15 protein-coding genes are annotated in these 16,997 nt (G+C 60.7%); 10 read left to right on the plus strand and 5 right to left on the minus strand.

Annotated features, from left to right (window positions below; genetic code table 11):
- The first annotated feature begins 20 nt into the window (after positions 1–20).
- The 6 genes from NKI19_RS22625 to NKI19_RS22650 all read left to right on the plus strand — a co-directional run bounded on the left by NKI19_RS22625 (position 21) and on the right by NKI19_RS22650 (position 7,172).
- Positions 21–1,826: an ABC transporter ATP-binding protein gene (locus NKI19_RS22625; protein ID WP_352566241.1), complete on the plus strand. Its 1,806-nt coding sequence runs from the start codon at positions 21–23 to the stop codon at positions 1,824–1,826.
- 6 nt (positions 1,827–1,832) lie between these two features.
- A complete protein-coding gene (locus NKI19_RS22630; RefSeq protein WP_352491988.1) occupies positions 1,833–3,014 on the plus strand; it encodes a glycosyltransferase family 9 protein in 1,182 nt (393 codons plus the stop codon).
- A gap of 9 nt (positions 3,015–3,023) precedes the next feature.
- Entirely contained in the window at positions 3,024–4,211 is a 1,188-nt protein-coding gene (locus NKI19_RS22635) for a glycosyltransferase family 9 protein (protein WP_352491987.1), read from the plus strand.
- Entirely contained in the window at positions 4,201–5,379 is a 1,179-nt protein-coding gene (locus NKI19_RS22640; RefSeq protein ID WP_352491986.1) for a glycosyltransferase family 9 protein, read from the plus strand. The genes NKI19_RS22635 and NKI19_RS22640 overlap by 11 nt, the downstream gene beginning before the upstream one ends.
- 303 nt (positions 5,380–5,682) lie before the next feature.
- Complete coding sequence (locus tag NKI19_RS22645; RefSeq protein ID WP_292653547.1) at positions 5,683–6,462, plus strand: sulfotransferase domain-containing protein; 780 nt, start codon at positions 5,683–5,685, stop codon at positions 6,460–6,462.
- A gap of 14 nt (positions 6,463–6,476) precedes the next feature.
- Positions 6,477–7,172 carry a sulfotransferase family protein gene (locus NKI19_RS22650; protein ID WP_352491985.1) on the plus strand — a complete coding sequence of 232 codons (696 nt, stop codon included), beginning with the start codon at positions 6,477–6,479 and terminating at the stop codon, positions 7,170–7,172.
- A 30-nt stretch (positions 7,173–7,202) separates the two neighbouring features.
- Here the strand turns inward: NKI19_RS22650 and NKI19_RS22655 are convergent, their stop codons facing one another.
- Complete coding sequence (locus NKI19_RS22655) at positions 7,203–8,417, minus strand: glycosyltransferase family 2 protein (protein ID WP_352566239.1); 1,215 nt, start codon at positions 8,415–8,417, stop codon at positions 7,203–7,205.
- On the opposite strand from NKI19_RS22655, the gene NKI19_RS22660 reads away from it, so the two are divergent.
- From NKI19_RS22660 to NKI19_RS22675, 4 genes are all read left to right on the plus strand, one after another.
- A complete protein-coding gene (locus NKI19_RS22660) occupies positions 8,385–9,548 on the plus strand; it encodes a glycosyltransferase family 4 protein (protein WP_352491983.1) in 1,164 nt (387 codons plus the stop codon). The genes NKI19_RS22655 and NKI19_RS22660 overlap by 33 nt on opposite strands.
- Before the next feature lie 113 nt (positions 9,549–9,661).
- A complete protein-coding gene (locus tag NKI19_RS22665) occupies positions 9,662–10,453 on the plus strand; it encodes a glycosyltransferase family 2 protein (protein WP_352566238.1) in 792 nt (263 codons plus the stop codon).
- Positions 10,454–10,542: 89 nt separating this feature from the next.
- On the plus strand, positions 10,543–11,265 hold the full coding sequence (locus NKI19_RS22670) for a glycosyltransferase (RefSeq protein WP_352491981.1): 723 nt from the start codon (positions 10,543–10,545) through the stop codon (positions 11,263–11,265).
- A gap of 273 nt (positions 11,266–11,538) precedes the next feature.
- Positions 11,539–12,576 carry a phosphatidylglycerol lysyltransferase domain-containing protein gene (locus NKI19_RS22675; protein ID WP_352491980.1) on the plus strand — a complete coding sequence of 346 codons (1,038 nt, stop codon included), beginning with the start codon at positions 11,539–11,541 and terminating at the stop codon, positions 12,574–12,576.
- Positions 12,577–13,166: 590 nt separating this feature from the next.
- Here NKI19_RS22675 and NKI19_RS22680 read toward each other — a convergent pair.
- The 4 genes from NKI19_RS22680 to NKI19_RS22695 form a co-directional block, all read right to left on the minus strand.
- Complete coding sequence (locus NKI19_RS22680) at positions 13,167–14,243, minus strand: ABC transporter ATP-binding protein (protein ID WP_352491979.1); 1,077 nt, start codon at positions 14,241–14,243, stop codon at positions 13,167–13,169.
- Positions 14,240–15,040, minus strand: a complete 801-nt coding sequence (locus NKI19_RS22685; RefSeq protein ID WP_352491978.1) for an ABC transporter permease — start codon at positions 15,038–15,040, stop codon at positions 14,240–14,242. The genes NKI19_RS22680 and NKI19_RS22685 overlap by 4 nt, the downstream gene beginning before the upstream one ends.
- A 1-nt stretch (position 15,041) precedes the next feature.
- Positions 15,042–15,902: an ABC transporter permease gene (locus tag NKI19_RS22690; protein ID WP_352492020.1), complete on the minus strand. Its 861-nt coding sequence runs from the start codon at positions 15,900–15,902 to the stop codon at positions 15,042–15,044.
- A gap of 66 nt (positions 15,903–15,968) precedes the next feature.
- Positions 15,969–16,988 (minus strand): ABC transporter substrate-binding protein, encoded by a 1,020-nt coding sequence (locus NKI19_RS22695; RefSeq protein WP_352491977.1) that lies wholly within the window; start codon positions 16,986–16,988, stop codon positions 15,969–15,971.
- Positions 16,989–16,997: the final 9 nt, after the last annotated feature.

Consider the following 16,997-nt stretch of genomic DNA (forward strand, 5'->3'; position numbering starts at 1 on the left):
TCGCAACGGGCGGCGACAAGATGATTGCAAAGAAACGAGTGTCAACGGTCCCGGCATATCCGCTGATCAAGCGTCTGATTGGCGAAAATCTGCCGCCGCACAAGATGCTGTATGTGACAGGTTTGCTGTGCTCGATCGCTGCTGCTGCCGCGGTCGGCGCGACGGCCTGGATCATGAAAGTCATGATCAACACCATCTATGTCGAGCGAGACGCTGCCGCTGTATCGGGTATCAGCGTCGTCATCATCGGCATTTTCCTAGTCAAGGGCATAGCTGCCTACTGCCAGACCGTCACGACGGGAAAGATTCGCCGGGCTATCGTTTCGGACCTGCAAAACCGTCAATTTTCTCGAATGGTGCGCTTCGACATCAGCCGTTTCGCGAACCAGCATCCGGCAAAATTCATCGCCAAGATCATGTTCAACGCGCGCGCCGGGGCGACCGTTATTCTCACCCTCACGAGCAGCGCCGTCTCTGATCTGCTGACCCTGATTGCTTTGGCCAGCGTCATGGTCAAGCAGGACCCGGTGATGTCGCTGATATCCGTGGCGGTTCTGCCGATGCTGTTCCTGTCAGTCGGCGCGATAACAAGGAAGCTCAAGGCGCTGGCGAGGGGCGAGACGGAATTGGCCGCGCAGGTCCAGTCGATCGGCACGGAAGCCGTCGAAGGCATCCGCACCATCAAGTCCTTCCAGCTCGAGGACAAGGCGGTTGCCAGCTTTGCAAAGGCCGTCCGCAAGATGGAAAGACGTGGCATCCAGATCAACCGGACGTCAGCATTGATGAGCCCATTGATGGAGACCGGCGGCGGCGTGATCATCGGGCTTTTCGTTATGTACGCCAGCTGGCAGACCCTCGGCAACGGCAAGACGCCCGGCGAATTCATGGCCTTCATTACCGCGTTCCTGCTTGCATATGAGCCTGCCAAGCGGTTGGCCCGGGTCAATGTCGACGTCCAGAAGCAGATGGTCGCCGTCGAGCAGATGTATGATTTGATCGACACGCCCGAGCAGCGGCGACTCGCAATCGCGGGCGAGCGCCTGACCGACGTCGATGGTGGTATCCGCTTTGAAGATGTGGCCTTCTCCTATGACGGCAACAGCCCGGCGCTCGAGGGTGTTTCCTTCGACGTGCGACCTCGTGAGAAGCTGGCGATCGTCGGCCGCTCCGGCGCCGGCAAGACCACCATCGTCAATCTGATCCTGCGCCTGATGGAGCCGGCCAAGGGCAGGATCCTGATCGACGGAAAGGACATTTCGAAGATCAGCCTAGCGGACGTTCGCGACAATATCGCACTTGTGTCACAGGACGTCTTCCTGTTCGAAGGCTCGATCCGCGACAACATTCGCGACGGCCGCCCGAACGCCACGGATCAGGAAATCGAGTCCGCTGCGAACCTCGCCCGGGTCACCAGTTTTGCTTCGGCGCTTGAAAACGGCCTCGACACGCTTGTCGGGCCGAGCGGCACCAATCTGTCGGGCGGGCAGAAACAACGCGTCGCCATCGCACGCGCCCTGCTCAAGAATGCTGCGGTAATCGTCTATGACGAAGCGACATCGGCGCTTGACGGCGAAAACGAACGGGCGGTTATGGAGGCAGCCTTCGACAGCACATTTCAGCGCACGGTGATCTGCATTGCGCACAGGCTGTCTACAATCAAGGCGGCCGATCGTATTCTCGTGTTTGACGCCGGACAGCTTGTCGATGCTGGAACGCATGACCAGCTTGCCAAGCACAGCGAGATATATCGTTCGATATTCCACCTGGAGGCGCCTGATCCGATGGTCGAAAGCGGCAAAAAGCTGCGGCAGAGCGTATTGCGCTGAAGGCCGATGACCAGCTTTTATCATGGTTCCTATGTCCGGTATGTGATTGGTGGACTGGGCCTTCAGGTGCGCCGGTACAAAAAGGCGGTGCGCAGGTTGTTTTCCGGTGCCAAGCAGCCGCGTTCCATTCTTGAGCTGCAAGCCAAGGTTGAGGCTCTGATCGTGCGCAGGGACTGGAAAGGCCTTGAAGCCGGTACCAATGAGATGGCGGTCACGGCCGATCACAATCGCGATCCGGAGTTGATGCAGAAGGCGGGCCAGGCGTTCGAGCGGCTTGGCAACTTTGCGCGGGCAGCTGAGCTTCGGCTTTCGGCGCGCCGGCTGCGGAAAGGGAAAAGCGCCAACGAGTGGATCGGCGAGAATCTCGGATCGGATACACTGCTGATCGATCTTGTGGAGGATGACCCGCGCAGCCTTGGCCGGGTTATCCGCCACGCGCGACTGGCCGGCGCTGCCGCTGCCTATGCGCAAAGCGCAACAATTCGGGTCGAGCCGCGCCTGGTATCAATTCTGCAACGAACGTTCCCGAAGGCGACCGTGGTCCCGGCGCAGCAGGATGTGGTCGGCAACAAACGTGCGACTTTCGAAGATCTGGCCTGGGTGTTCGGACGCGATGCCGAAAAACTTGCGGCCGACTTCGTGCCGCTGCGGGCAGATCCTGAACTCGTCGAGACATTCCGCAAGCGCTATCGCTCGATGACGGATCTGCCGCTGGTGGGTCTCTCCTGGGGCAGCAAATCCCACACCAAGGACGTGCCTGATTTTCCTGAATGGGCACGGTTCATCGCCCAGACACAAGCGACATTCGTTTCGCTCCAGTACGGACAGATCAAGCCGGCGTTGCGGCGCCTTCGCAACGGCAACGACGGACGTCTTATGTTTGACGACAGCGTCGACCAGATGGTCGACATGGACCGTTTCGCCGCACAGGTGGCCGCACTCGATGCTGTCGTGACGATCAGCAATACGGCGGCGCATCTTGCCGGAGCCCTTGGCGTGCCGACTGTTTTCCTCATCGACGACAATTTTCAGACGGCATGGCCAGTGACCGACGACCGGACACCCTGGTATCCGAAGGGCATTGTCATTCGCAAGGAGGGGCGCCCTTGGTCGCTGGTGCTCGACGAGGCCGGCCGGCGGCTCTCGTCGATCCTGACGACGCTTTCCGACGCTCCCCGGGGAAGATAGAACATCGCCGTGCAGAACAGACGAACCATCCTTCAGAAGGCAAAAACCGCCGATCTGCGCCCGCAAGGCGCCGTCGGCAAGCGGCTGCAGAAGGTTCTCGAGCGGGCAAAGGAACTTCTTAGACGTCCCTCGCGCCACGCCGACGAAAGCGCCGAACGGCATATGAGGCTGATGGAGGAAAGCGTGCAGCGTGGGGACTGGCAAACTGCTCGCGACCATGCACTGGCGCTTGGCGTGCTTGGTGAGCAGCTTGGCGATCTCGGCCTGATCAAGAAAGCGGGGCGTGGACTGAGGCGTCTCGACGGAGGAAATCGCATCTGGCAGTTGATGGCGGCGAGCAAGCAGCTGCGCGGCAGGCCCGATTGGGATGGCAGTGATCTTGCGGGTCGCACGCTTCTCGTCGATCGTCGCGAAGGCGACCTGGCGATCTTTTTCCAGTTTGCGTCTTTGCTTGGTCCAGTGGCCGCGGCTGCCGGTCGATGCATCGTCTTCGTCGAGCCGCGACTGGCACCGCTTTATCGCAGAACATATCCTGCGCTCGATGTCAGGATTGAAGGGGAAGAGGACATGGCGGCGGTGGACGCCGATGTCGTTGCCGGTTTCGAGACACTGGCAAAGCATTTCTGGCCGGACGACCCGGCAGCACGCGCGCCGTTCGTTCCGCTGGAGCCGGACCGCCGACTGGTTGCCGAGCTGCGCGGCACCTATCTCGATGGCGGCCCAGGTCCCCTGATCGGATTTGCCTGGGGAAGCCTCAACAAGAGCAAGGATCTGCCGGCTCTGGACGATTGGCGGACGCTGTTCGCCAGCCTGCCGGGGCGCCTCGTCAGCTTGCAATATGGCGATGTCGGGCCGGCCCTCTCCGAGTTCGAGCGCCACGCGCCGGGGCGCATCATCCATGACGCTTCCGTCGACCAGTTGACGGACATGGACCGCTTTGCCGCCCAAATCGCGGCGCTCGACGCGGTGGTGACGATCAGCAATACCGGCGCCAACCTGGCCGGCGCGCTCGGCGTGCCGACGATTGTCATGCTCGACGACGGGTTTCGACTGTCCTGGCCTGCCTTCGGCGAGACCGTCGCCGCATATCCGAGCATTCGACTGGTCCGAAAAGGCGGCCGAGCCTGGGCGTCGGCAGTGCAGGAAGCAGGCGGACGGGTCACGCAAATCATCGGCGGAGCTGGCGATGGAAGGTAGCCTATTTCTCGGCCGGTTGCGCCGCGCTGTCGCGCTTGCAGGCTACAAATACAAGGTCTGGTTCCGACGTCACCGCCGGCAGCTCTTCCTTCGCTGGCGCGACGGCGACATTGCCGATCAGATGGCGGACTATCGGCGAAGCGTCGAGTCCCGCGATTGGCCGGCGGCACTGCCGAAAGCCCTGGCTCTTGGGTCCATTGCGAAGTCGAGGGGCGAGGTCCACCTGATCGACGAGCTCAGCAAGGCGCTGATGCGGATGGGCGCCTATGGCGCAGCCGCCGAACTCAGGATCGCACGACGCCACATCGTCAACGGCCGCGTCGATGGCGAGTGGCTGGGCCAGAATATTTCTGGCCAGACACTGCTGATCGATCTGATGGAAACCGAAAAGCAGGGTCTGGCCACCGCGATTCATCATGCGAGTTCCGTCGGCTGTGCCCTGGCGCGCGCCGCCCGCTCGATCGTGCTGGTCGAGCGCCGCCTGGTACCGCTCTTTCAGCGCACTTTTCCAACCGCCGATGTGCGGCCGGTCGGCGCTGATGGCAAGGCTGCCTATGCCGAGGCGCAGGCCTTCGCCGGCGTCCAGCATCTGACTGCCGTTTTCGAGACCGACGAGGCGACGATCCGCGAGCATTTCGTGCCCCTTAAGCCGGATCCGGCCCGGGTCGCTGAACTTCGCGCCCGCTACCGGAAGGAAGGGCGGCCGTTGGTCGGTATCGCATGGGGCAGCTCCAATCCCGGCAAAGACCTGCCGCCGCTTGCCGCCTGGCGAAACCTGATCGGCCGCCCGGATCTCCGGTTCGTCTCGCTGCAGTACGGCCAGATCGAGACCGATCTGAAGATCCTGACCGACGGTGAGCCGGAGCGCATTCTTCATGACAGATCGGTCGATCAGCTCGTCGACATGGACCTTTTCGCCGCGCAGGTTGCCGCGATGGACGCCGTGGTGACCATCAGCAATACCGGAGCGCATCTGGCCGGCGCGCTCGGCATCCCCTCGGTTTTTATTCTGGGCGACGGCTTCAAGCGCTCCTGGCCGGTCGAGGGTGACCGCACGCCCTACTATCCATCGGCCGTGCTGGTCTCGAAACGGGAACGCCCCTGGTCCGTGGTGATGGACGAGGCCGAGTCCATTCTGGCGCCATGGGTCACAAAAGTGAGTGGCTAAAGCATGTCGTCCAAAAGCGCGTCACTGAATGCGCTTCGACGCAATGCGCATTAAGGGGTTCGGCCGACGGACCGCGGAATGGAGCGCCCGTGTCGAACAGTCGTCGCAACAGGCCAAAAAACATAAGGCATTCCGAACCGGGATATAGTAAAGGCCCAATTCGCCCCGCAGAGGATCGCAATTCTTGCTGGCATTTCTGCCTTGTGTTCGAATCAGCCGTAGGCTTAGGCGCCCAGTAATGGGGTTGGTCTGGCCGGCAGCGGTTCGGGCGCCAGCTCTGATAATCTAAAGGAGGTCTCTCCCATGTCCTTTCTAAAATTTTTCCAGGCCAAAGCGCCGCCTCTTCCTCTTATCGTATCCTTTCCAAAATCAGGGCGCACGTGGCTGCGTGTCATGCTGGACGATCTCGGCGTTGAAGTTCAATACATTCATGACGGAACCGACCACAAGTTACTTCGACCGAAATCGAGCCTCAAGGAGAATAAATCTCGATACAAGAAGAGAAGAACAATAATGCTTGTTCGCGACCCAAGAGATACGGTGGTCTCAGGGTACTTTCAGGTTCAGAAGCGCCACATGCTTCCAGCGGGATCGTTCAGCGATTTTATCAGAAGCGACAATCATGGGATTGAAAAGATCATCAGATTTAATCTGCAATGGTTCGCGGCCATGCCCCGGATGCGCGAAATCCGGTATCTTCAATATGAAGATATGCATCGGGATACGGCTGGTGTCCTTCGCGCGATCCTTGGATTCCTGAACCAGCAGGCTGACGATCGGACCCTTGTCGAGGTGGCGAACAACCGAACGTTCGACAAGATGAAAGTGAGTGAATCGACCGGTGATCTGTCCGATCGATACGGCAAGATATTACAGCCGCGCGATGCGAATGATCCCGAAAGCTTCAAGGTGCGCAAGGGCAAGATAGGCGGTTACGGCGAATATCTTTCCGACGACGACGTGGCCTATTGTGACGAGCAGTTGGCTAAGTTCGAATATTGGGAGAAGCTGGACAAGGTCTTTAGCACGAACGGCTTGTGCTACTCTCGCGTCGATAACCGCGCCCGGATCGCCTTGGGTTAGGGAGCATTGCCGACATGGTGATGCGGACCGGATTCATTTGCGGCTGCGGCCATAGCGGGACGACGTTGATCGCGACGATCCTTGCGTCGCATCCCGACGTCTACTTGCCGCTCCAGGAAACCAACATTTTCTTCAAGTGGACGCCACTGGCCATGTTCCGCTTCTGGAAACTGAAGCGGGCGGCGCTCGATGCTGGAAAGAACGTGCTGATTGAAAAGACACCGCGGCATATCCGCCGTGTCGCCCGCATTCGCCGGCTCGTGCCCGGCGCGCGTTTCGTCATGCCGGTGCGAGATGGGCGCGACGTCGTAGCGTCCCTGATCAAACGACTTGGCGACCCAAAGGAGGCTCTCGACCGCTGGATCAACGACAATGCGCTGGTGCTTGCGGAACAGCGAAAGCCGGATGTGCTGATCTATCGCTATGAGGACCTGGTCGAGAATCCGGCCAAGGTCGTCGAGCAGATATGCGGCTTTCTCGACGTAAGCTTCAGCCCGGATCTCCTCGACTACCACAAGAACCCGCAGCAATGGTTCAAGCCGACCGACGCCAGCGTCGAGACGCAACATGAGGTGCTCCGGAACCAGCAGGTCAATCAGCCGATCTACGACGGAAGCGGGAGATGGCGCTCCGAACTTGGAAACGCCGAGTTACAGGACCTGGTACAAGGACGAGGTGCCCAGCTTATGAAAGCATTCGGTTATGCATGATGACGCCTCGGCATCTGCTGGAAATGCCGTCTACCAATCAATCTTGTCGATCAAACCCGTTTTGAACAGGCTGTGAGCTCCTTCGTACAGCATTGACTGTTCGCTCATCGCGCTGAGAGCGGCTTTACCGCTCGATACCTCATGATACTGGCGATATTTGGAAGCGCCGTTCCAATACTGACCTTCCGCCACCGCGACCTGCGCCTTGTCGTTGAAATCGGCGAAGAACTTGAAATGAAGCAGGCCGGCCAATCCTTTTATATAGTTTCGCCAGTAGGGCAGCGGTGAGTGAATCGACGTAAAAATCGTCTGGCGATCAACATATATCAGAGGAAACTTGGTCAACTTGTGCTGCCTGGCGAAAAGCCGGGTTCTCGGGCCGCCTGTGATCTTGAGATGCCGGGGGCTCCTCGTCATCTCATAGCCGCTGACGTCGAAATGGTCCGCAACTTGCCACGGCGGCACGATGGGATCGAAGGGTACGTCCCAGATGTTTCCGCTCGGATACATGTCGATCATCGGCGCCAGCAGGCGTGTCATTCCGCGCCGCTTGAGCCAGTCGGCCATCGCACCGAGCGGATGCTGATCCATGCCGTCATAGACAAGATATTCGTCCGCATCCACGGTCAGATACCAGCGAGGCTGACCATAGATCTGCACAATACGCTGCCGCCAAAGGTTTCCCAGGTCCGACTGCGAATAGGTGATCGGCGAGCTGAATAGATCGACGTCTGGCTGCTCGGCCAGAAGCTCAGCTGTTCCGTCGGTCGAGCGATCATCGAGGACGGCGAATCTGGTGACGCCGAGTTCGCGATAGTGCTTCAGGAACGGGTGTAGCCTGTCCGCCTCGTTGCGGATGACGAGGATCAAAGGCAGGTCATTCGCTTTAAGGGGCGTTATCGGCCGCCGCGATGACACTTCTGCTCGTCTTCCGAAGGTGTGTCTCAGCCGATATATGGCGGTGTCGGTAATCGTCCGGCGGACAATGGCGGGCCAGGTTGCTTTGCTCAAGCCGTCGATTCCCCTCATGGCGGTCACCGCCCGGCTGGAGCTGGCGCGGATCCGCTGTTTGCTGTTAATTTCTACATGCAGCACCGTTAGGCAAATCGCAAGCAGTTGCGGAGTTCCGGCGGGTGAGCTTTCCAAGTGTTGCCGATGCGCGCTGGCCTCTATAGACATCGTCGGATGGCAACAGGCCGGAGCCCAGACCCCATGTACGCCGGCATTCGTGGCACCGAAATTCAATTCGACAGGCCGATCCTGTTCGTGCGCCAGCGTTATGCGCCATTTGGTGGCGGCGAGATCATGCTGGAAAACATCATGGCCGCATTTGCCGCGCGTCAGCGGCTGGTGGCCGTGCTCTCCGGCGACTGGCCGCGAAACGAAGGCATAGAATTCATCCATTGTGCCGGCCGCCGGTTTCCGCGTTCGCTGCGGGCGACGTCCTTTGCTCAAGCCGCCTGCCGCAAGATCGCCGAGATGCCGCCGGCGCTGGTGCAGAGCAATGATCGCCTGCCGTGCTGCGATGTCTTCCGGGCCGGGGAGGGCGTTCATGCCGCCTATCTTGCCGAGCGGCGGCGTTTCGAGACGCGGCTTGGCAGGGCGGCAATGGCGCTGAGCCCCTTTCACCGCCAGACGCTGCGCCTCGAGCGTGCAACCTATGCCAGCCCGCGGCTCAAAGCTGTCATTGCCATTTCGAAAATGGTGGCAGAGGACATTGTCCGTCACTACGATTATCCGGCGGAAAATGTGCACCATATTCCCAACGGGGTGGATCTCGACCGTTTCAACCCGCAGCTGCGCCAGCGGCATCGGGCGACAATCCGCGCGCGGCTCGACGTCGACGAAAACAGGTCGGTCGTCCTGTTTGTCGGCTCGGGCTTTGCGCGAAAGGGACTGCTTGCACTGATGACAGCGGTCGCCAGGCTCGATGGCGAGCCTGAATTGTGGGTCATCGGCCATGATTCGCGCGCCAACGCCTTCAGGCAGGCCGGTGACAGGCTCGGTCTCGGCGCACGGCTCAAGATGCTGGGGCCGCAGAAAGACATGCTGCCGTGGTACGGCGCGGCCGATATTGCAGTGCTGCCTTCCATCTATGATCCTTTCGGCACAGTGGTCATCGAAGCGATGGCCAGCGGCTTGCCCGCCGTGGTAAGCACCGGCTGTGGAGCGCGCGAGCTTGTCGAGCGGTTCGAGCCGACGCTCGTTTGCGATGCGGCCAGCGAAAGCGACCTCGCAGCAGCGCTCGCGCACGCGCTGCAGTTGTCGTCACGGCCTGAGACCGCAACCCGGGTGAGGGCGGCCGCCGAACACTATGATTTCAATGTCATGATCAAGCGAATGATGGCGCTGTATGAAAGCCTTGATCTGAAATGATTTTCGACTTTGTTGAATTGGGTTAGTACCGTCAGTGTGCCAACAGGCCGGGAGCCGATGCTGCAGATGCATTCGAATGACAGTGGCAGCTTTGATGCCGGAACCTTCTGACCGTGCCGGCGCTCTCGGTCATTATCATCACCCGCAACGAGGAGGCGTCCATCGCGCAATGCCTTCGGTCGGTCCATTTTGCCGATGAGATCGTCGTTCTCGACAACAACAGCAGCGACAGGACCAGGGAGATTGCCGGTGCTCTGGGGGCCAAGGTTCTGACGACCGTTGATTGGCCTGGTTTCGGCGCGCAAAAAAACCGTGCGCTGGCCGCGGCAACGGGGGATTGGATCCTCTCGCTGGATGCAGATGAGTGGTTGGAGGCGCCGCTCGGCGCGGAAATCAGGACCGCAATCGCCGACCCAAAAGCCTATGACGGCTTCGAAATACCGAGAAGATCGCGCTTTTGCGGTCACATTGTCCGCCATAGCGGCTGGTCGCCCGATCTGGTGCTCAGGCTCTTCCGTCGCCGCTCCGGGCGCTTCAGCGACGACACCGTGCACGAGAAGGTATTGGTGAACGGGAAGGTCAGCCGATTATCCCAGCCGATCGAGCACGATTCCATCACCGACTTGGCAGATGCCCACGACAAGATCGGCCGGTACGCAGAAGCGTCCGCCGCGCAGCTGCTTGCCGAGGGCAAAAAAAGCTCGATAGGCAAGGCGGTCTTGCGCTCGGTCTGGGCCTATGTGCGCAGCTATGTTTTCCGGCTGGGATTTCTGGACGGTTCCATTGGTGCGATGGTGGCCGCGTATTCGGCTAGCTACACCTATCAGAAATGGGCGCGTGTCGCATTGGGAATGCGAGGCCAGGTCCACCAGAAAAGCAAGGCTGAGGCCAGGACAAATCTGTGACAAACCGGCTTGGTTGACCGCAATTGTTGCCGAGCCATCGCCAACTAGTTAGTGTACGACCGTTAAAATCGAAAGCCAGGGTAGTGAATATGACTGATGCGTTTAGGGTATTTATCGGATGGGACAGCCGTGAGCCGATCGCGTACGACGTCGCGCGACACTCGCTGCTCAAACATGCGTCGGCGCCTGTCTCCGTCATTCCGATCAAACAGGACGAGATGCGTGCCCGCGGGCTGTATTGGCGGGAAAAAGATCCGCTCGCCTCAACGGAGTTCACCTACACGCGCTTCCTGACGCCCTTTCTCGCCGACTACACGGGTTGGGCCCTGTTTTGCGATTGCGATTTCCTGTGGCTCGGTGACGTCGCAGGCCTGCTGAAATACACGGACTCGGACAAGGCGGTCTATTGCGTCCAGCATGACTATACGCCGAAGGCCACAACCAAGATGGATGGCGTGGTCCAGACGTCCTATCCTCGGAAAAACTGGTCGTCGCTGATGCTGTTCAATTGCGCGCATCCTTCGGTCAGATCGCTCACGCCAGACGTCGTGAATCAGGAAAGTGGCGCCTATCTTCACCGAATGCAGTGGGTTGCCGACAAGGATTTGGGCTCATTGCCGGTAGAGTGGAATTGGCTCGAAGGCTGGAACGAAAAGCCTGCTGTCGGCACACCCAAGGCGGTCCACTATACCAGCGGCGGCCCGTGGTTTGCCGAGTGGCAGAATGTCGACTACGCCGACTTGTGGATAGCAGAACGCGACGAGTTCCTGGGTTCCGATCAAGCGGCATCTTCTCAGAGCGCAGTTCGATAAGAACATCGTGTTTGGCGGGTGACCTGGGCGCTTCCGAAAGTGGCATTGATTTTCGTGTCGCCAAGGGCGCAGCAACCAGCCGTCAGGCGCTGGGCGTCGACAACAATGCGTGGTGCCGCCTGGGGGCGGGACCGGGGCAGATTGCGCCTACGAATCTGGCGGCTCCGGCCGGGCAAACATGCCGCGCTGAGATAAGGATCAACTCGCGGCAATATGATCGGTTTGGGGTCCGTCAGCTCTTTCATCGGCCTAGCCGGCACGCGAAAGTCGACCATGCCGTCACTGCGAAGACGCCTCGATCGTTTCCTGGAGAACCGCGGGCCTAAAATACCGCGGCTGCAGCTGAACCATGTCGAGCGCCTGGCGCTGGTCCGTCGCCATGGTGATTTTTCCCTTGCCTATTCGACCGCCGTGCAGAAGGGGCTTCACTACTTCGGCGATGCCCAGGGCTACATCGCTTACGGCAGCAAAACGCGACATCATTTCGCGCTCGGTGATCCAATGGCTGCCCCGGCCGATCGGCGCGACTATATCAAACGTTTCATCGAGGTTGCCGGCAGCCCGTGGTTCGTGCAGATCGGCGAACAGACGGCGCGCGTGCTTGCCGGGCTTGGCTATCAGGTCAACCGCCTCGGCGTCGACACCAGGCTTGTCCTTCCCGGACACGACTTTTCCGGAAAGCGCAATGAGACAGTGCGCTATTCCGAACGCTGGCTCTTGAGGAAGGGGTTTTCTTTCGCAGAGGACAACGGGACTATCTTCCTCGACGAGATTGCCAGGCTCTCCCAGAATTGGCGGGCCGACCGCATCGTCAAGCGCTGGGAGATGAGATTTCTCAACAGGCCCTTTGCCGATCACCTTGGCGTCGATATGCGCCGTTTCGTCCTGCACGGTCCGGATGGGGAACTCGTGGCCTTGCTGGATTTCGATCCGCTGTTCAGCGACGGCAAGATCATCGGCTACACCACCTCGTTCAAGCGCAAGCACATCGATGCCTCGGCGCATGCCGAGATCGGCCTGACCAAGTTCGCGGTCGACCGCTTTCGCAACGAAGGTGTTTCCGTCGTCACCCTGGGCCTGTCGCCGCTTGTCGAAATCGGACCTAGCGGTTTTGCCGAAAGCGATTTCTGGCGGCACGCCTTCCAGCGTGCCTATGACTCGCCGTGGGTCAATCGCACCCGCTTCAACCTGCAGGGGCAGGCGGCCTTCAAGCGCCGGTTCCACGGTGTCGAAGAACCGACCTATCTCGCCTTTCGCAAGGGGACTTTTTTCGAAGCACTTTCTCTGCTCCGGCTGATCAGGGCCGTGTAGTGCCTGTTAGATGAGCGCTCGTCGTCTCCCGGTATGGTCGACCTCACACCGGCCAGGCTGGTTGTTTAGGTGGGGAAAGGAATGCCGCGGCGGATGCAAAAGACCGGCTGCGAAGCGCCGGACCATTCTGCCGTCGTCCCCCAGTCCCGCCGAGGCACTTTTGGCAGCCCGACACCGGCTCCGCATCAGCGCGCCAGCGAGCGGATTCACTATTGCTGCTGCGCACCGCCGGGAATAACGAGAGTACCCTGGCCCGGCCTTGAGTATCTGAAGCCTATGAAGAACAAAGCAACGATGACCAAACAAATGACGATGACCGCGACGACGCTGCCAGGATGGTGTCCGGTATCTGGCGGTTGGACCATTGCCTTCCCGTATGGCTATCGCCACTGACCTTCTTCATCTTCCAACCGAGCATGACGACTGTCAATGGACAGAGGAGCTGCCCCCGCCATCCAATCAGCCGCCGGTAGCGTCGACCACGTTACGCGCTTGCCGACCGAAGTTGATGATGGACCGAACCACAACTTGTCCTAAGCACGCCTCCATCGCTGCGAAGCGTTGGATGGCGGCGATCCACCGCGGCTTAGTCAAGCCGGAAACAGGAACGCCGCCGCCGGATCGAAAAAGACCTGCCGGCTGCAGGGCGACACACCCTGCGATTGCATGGCGGCGGAGGTCGGCCTGATGTCAACCTCCTGTCCAGCGGCGGTGCGCGCGACAATCCGCCGGCGCTCGCCGTAAAATGCGATATCGACGATCTCGACATTCAGTTCAGCGCTCGCCGGGCTCCGCTCCATGCTAAAGGCTTCGGGCCGGATCATCAGCCTGCTCTTCTGGCCTTTGCCGAACGTGCCGTTGGACCTCACTCCGGATATGACCGAACCGTCTGTCATGCGGATCGTTGTCGTGCCGTTGGTGGTGTCGAGATGTTCGGCGGCGAGGAAATTTGAATTGCCGATGAAGCCGGCGACGAAGTCGGTCGCCGGCCTGAGATAGAGATCCTCGCCGGTGCCGGTCTGCTCGATGCGGCCATCCTTGAACAGGGCGATCCGGTCCGACAGATGCAGCGCCTCTTCCTGATCGTGGGTGACATAGAGGATGGTGACGCCGGTCTGGCGATGGATGCGGCGGATTTCGCCCTGGATTTCCTCGCGCAGCTTCTTGTCGAGCGCCGACAATGGCTCGTCCATCAAAAGGATCGGCGGATCGTAGGCCAGCGCCCGGGCCAGCGCGACGCGCTGCTGCTGGCCGCCCGACAGCGCGCCGGGTAAGCGCCCGGCGAAGCTTTCGAGCCGCACCAGGCCCAGCATGTCGGCGACCTTTTTCTTCACCTCGGCGTCCGGCCGGCGGCGAACCCGCAGCGGAAAAGCGACGTTTTCGGCCACCGTCAGATGCGGAAACAGGGTGTAGCGCTGGAAGACCATGCCGATGTTGCGCTTGTGCGAGGGCACTGCAAGCAGTGATCTTCCTTCCAGCAAGACATCGCCGGAAGTCGGGTCCTGAAAGCCGGCGATCGCGTAGAGCGTCGTCGATTTTCCCGAGCCGGAGGGCCCAAGAAAGGTCAGGAACTCACCCTTGGGTATGTCCAGCGTGACATCGTGCACGGCGACAATCGCCCCGAACGCCTTGCGCAGATTGCGGATGGAGAGGAAAGGGTGGGTCATGTCCGGAACTTTCGCTGCAGCAGCGCCGTCACCACCATCAGGGCAAGCGTCAGCCCGACAAGCAGGCTTGAGGCGGCTGCGATCACCGGACTGAGGTCCGACCGCAGACTGCTCCAGATCTTGACGGGCAAGGTTTGCAAACTGGGACTGGCCATGAAGATCGCCACCACGACTTCGTCCCATGAGGCGAGGAAGGAAAAGATCGCGGCGGAGAAGATGCCGATCCGGATCGACGGCAAGGTGATCCTGAGCCTAGCCTCGAGCGGGCTTGCCCCGCAGACGATTGCCGCATCCTCGATCGACTTATCAAACCCTTCGAGCGCCGCGGCGATCGGGATGATGGCGAAGGGCAGCGCCAGCACGGTGTGGGCGATAACGAAACCGATGGTGGTGCCGCCGAGGCCAAGGCGAAGGAAGAAGGCGTAGATGGCGATGGCGAAGACGACGACGGGCAGCACCATCGGCGTCAGCAGCAGGCCGCGCAGGATCTCACGTCCGGCAAACCGTCCGCGAACCAGGGCAAAGGAGGCGAGCAGGCCGATCGCCACTGCCAGGATCGCCGTCATGGTGGCGATTCGGGCGCTGGTCAGCGCCGCGTCGAGCCAAGCCGGATCGGCAAAAAGCTCCTGGTACCATTTGAGCGTCCAGCCGGGCGGCGGAAAGGCCAGCCAGCGCGACGAGCCGAAGGAGAGCAGGACGATGAAGACCACCGGCAACAGAAGAAAGCCGGCGACCAGCGCGGTGAAGCCGAGCAGGGCAACCCGCAGTCCACCCATGCGGTCATAGTCGAGCAGCATCTCAGATGCCTCCGCTCGTGCGCCTGGCACCGACAAGGCGCAGCTGCAGCGCGTAGAGAGCCATGGTGACGACAAGCAGGATGAAGGCTGCGGCGCTGCCGAGCCCCCAGTTAAGCAGTGACTGGACCATCTGCGCGATCATTTCGGCAAGCATCATGTTCGACGTGCCGCCGAGCAGTGCCGGCGTGACGAAGTAGCCGAGCGACATGACGAAGACCATCAGGCCGCCGGCCGCGACGCCGGGCAGCGACAGCGGCAGGAGGATGCGGCGGAACGCCTGGAAAGGGCTTGCGCCGCACAGCGACGCCGCGCGCAGCGTCATCGGATCGATCGCCCGCAGCGTGCCGACCAGCGGCAGGATCATGAAGGGCAGCATGATGTAGACCATGCCGATGGTGACGCCGGTGAGATTGTTGATGAGCGGCAGCGGCTGGTCGATGACGCCGATGGTCATCAGCGTCCGGTTGATGACGCCGGTACGCTGCAGGAGCACCATCCAGGCATAGGTGCGGGTGAGCAGGTTCGTCCACATCGACAGAATGATGATGCCGAAGATGATCGAGGCCAGTCCCGAAGGCATGATCGCCAGCATCCAGGCGACCGGAAAGGCGACAAGGACCGTGACGATGGTGACCAGCGCCGCGACCAGGAATGTGTTGAAGAACACCCGCGCATAGGTGCCGTCACCAAGCAGGGCAGCATAGTTCTGCAAGCCTGGCTCGGGCTCCGTGACACTGCGCAAAAGCAGCGCCAGCACGGGGACGACGAAGAACAGCATAATCAGAATCAGGGCCGGCAGCGGGCCATTGAGACCTGCCGGCACCCGCACCGTTCCAAAGTTCCGGCGTGTTTCGACCGACATGACAGCGACCCGGCTACGGGAGGAGACGGCGCGAACCGTCTCGTCCATTGCGGTTCAAGGGCGGGCTTATTTTGCCTGCCAGGCATACCAGCGCGCAGCGATGGTGTCGCGATTGGCGGCCCAGTAGTTCATGTCGAGATTGATCTGTCCGTCGACATGAGCGTCCGGCAGCGATTTCACGGCATCGGCCGGCATCTCTGCCTTGGCCTTGGTGTTGATCGGCGCATAACCGCTGGCTTCGGCAAATTTGGCCTGGCCAGCGGGGCCGCTCGCCGCGGCGAGGAATTTCATCGCCGTATCCTTGTTCTTGGCACCCTTCGGTACCACCAGAACGTCGGCTGCGGTCAGGTTCTGGTTCCAGGAGACGCCGACATCGGCGCCATCTTTGTCCAGTGCGAAGACGCGGCCGTTCCACAGCTGGCCGAACGTTGCTTCGCCGGACGCGATCAATTGCTGCGATTCCGCCCCGCCACCCCACCAGACGATGTCCGACTTGATGGTGTCGAGTTTCTTGAAGGCGCGATCGAGATCCAGCGGATAGAGCTTGTCCGCCGGAACACCATCGGCCAGCAGCGCGATCTCGATGACGCCGGGCGCCGACCATTTGTAGAAGGTCCGCTTGCCCGGGAACTTCGTCAGGTCGAACATGTCGGCCCAGCCGGCCGGTTCACCCGAAACGGCGCCCTTGTTCCAGGCGAGCACGAAGGAATAGTAGAAACTGCCGACGGCGTGATCGGTGGTGAAGCGCGGATCGAGGTCGGCCTTCGGCACGGTCTTGAAGTCGATCGGCTCGAGCAGACCGTCCTTGGCCGCCTTGATGGCGAAATCCATCTCGACGTCGACGACGTCCCAGTTGACACTGCCGCTATCGACCATCGCCTTCAGCTTGCCGTAATCGGTCGGGCCATCCTGCATGACCTTGATGCCGGATGCAGCGGTGAACGGCTCGGCCCAGGATTTGGTCTGCGCTTCCTGGGTCGTCCCGCCCCAGCTGGTGAACACCATGTCCTCGGCCTTTGCGTCCGTCGTTGCCAGAACTGTCGTTGCAATAAATCCGGCAAGGATGCCGGTGATGATCAGTTTCATGTCGTTCTC

This window comes from Mesorhizobium sp. M0751 (genome assembly GCF_040320265.1).
Lineage (GTDB): Bacteria > Pseudomonadota > Alphaproteobacteria > Rhizobiales > Rhizobiaceae > Mesorhizobium.

Excerpts from the sequence above, each read along its gene's own strand:
- NKI19_RS22675 (WP_352491980.1), top strand. The coding sequence starts at position 11,539 with ATGCCGTCACTGCGAAGACGCCTCGATCGTTTCCTGGAGAACCGCGGG.
- NKI19_RS22625 (WP_352566241.1), top strand. The coding sequence starts at position 21 with ATGATTGCAAAGAAACGAGTGTCAACGGTCCCGGCATATCCGCTGATC.
- NKI19_RS22670 (WP_352491981.1), top strand. The coding sequence starts at position 10,543 with ATGACTGATGCGTTTAGGGTATTTATCGGATGGGACAGCCGTGAGCCG.
- NKI19_RS22640 (WP_352491986.1), top strand. The coding sequence starts at position 4,201 with ATGGAAGGTAGCCTATTTCTCGGCCGGTTGCGCCGCGCTGTCGCGCTT.
- NKI19_RS22660 (WP_352491983.1), top strand. The coding sequence starts at position 8,385 with ATGTACGCCGGCATTCGTGGCACCGAAATTCAATTCGACAGGCCGATC.
- NKI19_RS22630 (WP_352491988.1), top strand. The coding sequence starts at position 1,833 with ATGACCAGCTTTTATCATGGTTCCTATGTCCGGTATGTGATTGGTGGA.
- NKI19_RS22685 (WP_352491978.1), bottom strand. The coding sequence starts at position 15,040 with ATGCTGCTCGACTATGACCGCATGGGTGGACTGCGGGTTGCCCTGCTC.
- NKI19_RS22695 (WP_352491977.1), bottom strand. The coding sequence starts at position 16,988 with ATGAAACTGATCATCACCGGCATCCTTGCCGGATTTATTGCAACGACA.
- NKI19_RS22690 (WP_352492020.1), bottom strand. The coding sequence starts at position 15,902 with ATGTCGGTCGAAACACGCCGGAACTTTGGAACGGTGCGGGTGCCGGCA.
- NKI19_RS22680 (WP_352491979.1), bottom strand. The coding sequence starts at position 14,243 with ATGACCCACCCTTTCCTCTCCATCCGCAATCTGCGCAAGGCGTTCGGG.
- NKI19_RS22650 (WP_352491985.1), top strand. The coding sequence starts at position 6,477 with ATGGTGATGCGGACCGGATTCATTTGCGGCTGCGGCCATAGCGGGACG.
- NKI19_RS22645 (WP_292653547.1), top strand. The coding sequence starts at position 5,683 with ATGTCCTTTCTAAAATTTTTCCAGGCCAAAGCGCCGCCTCTTCCTCTT.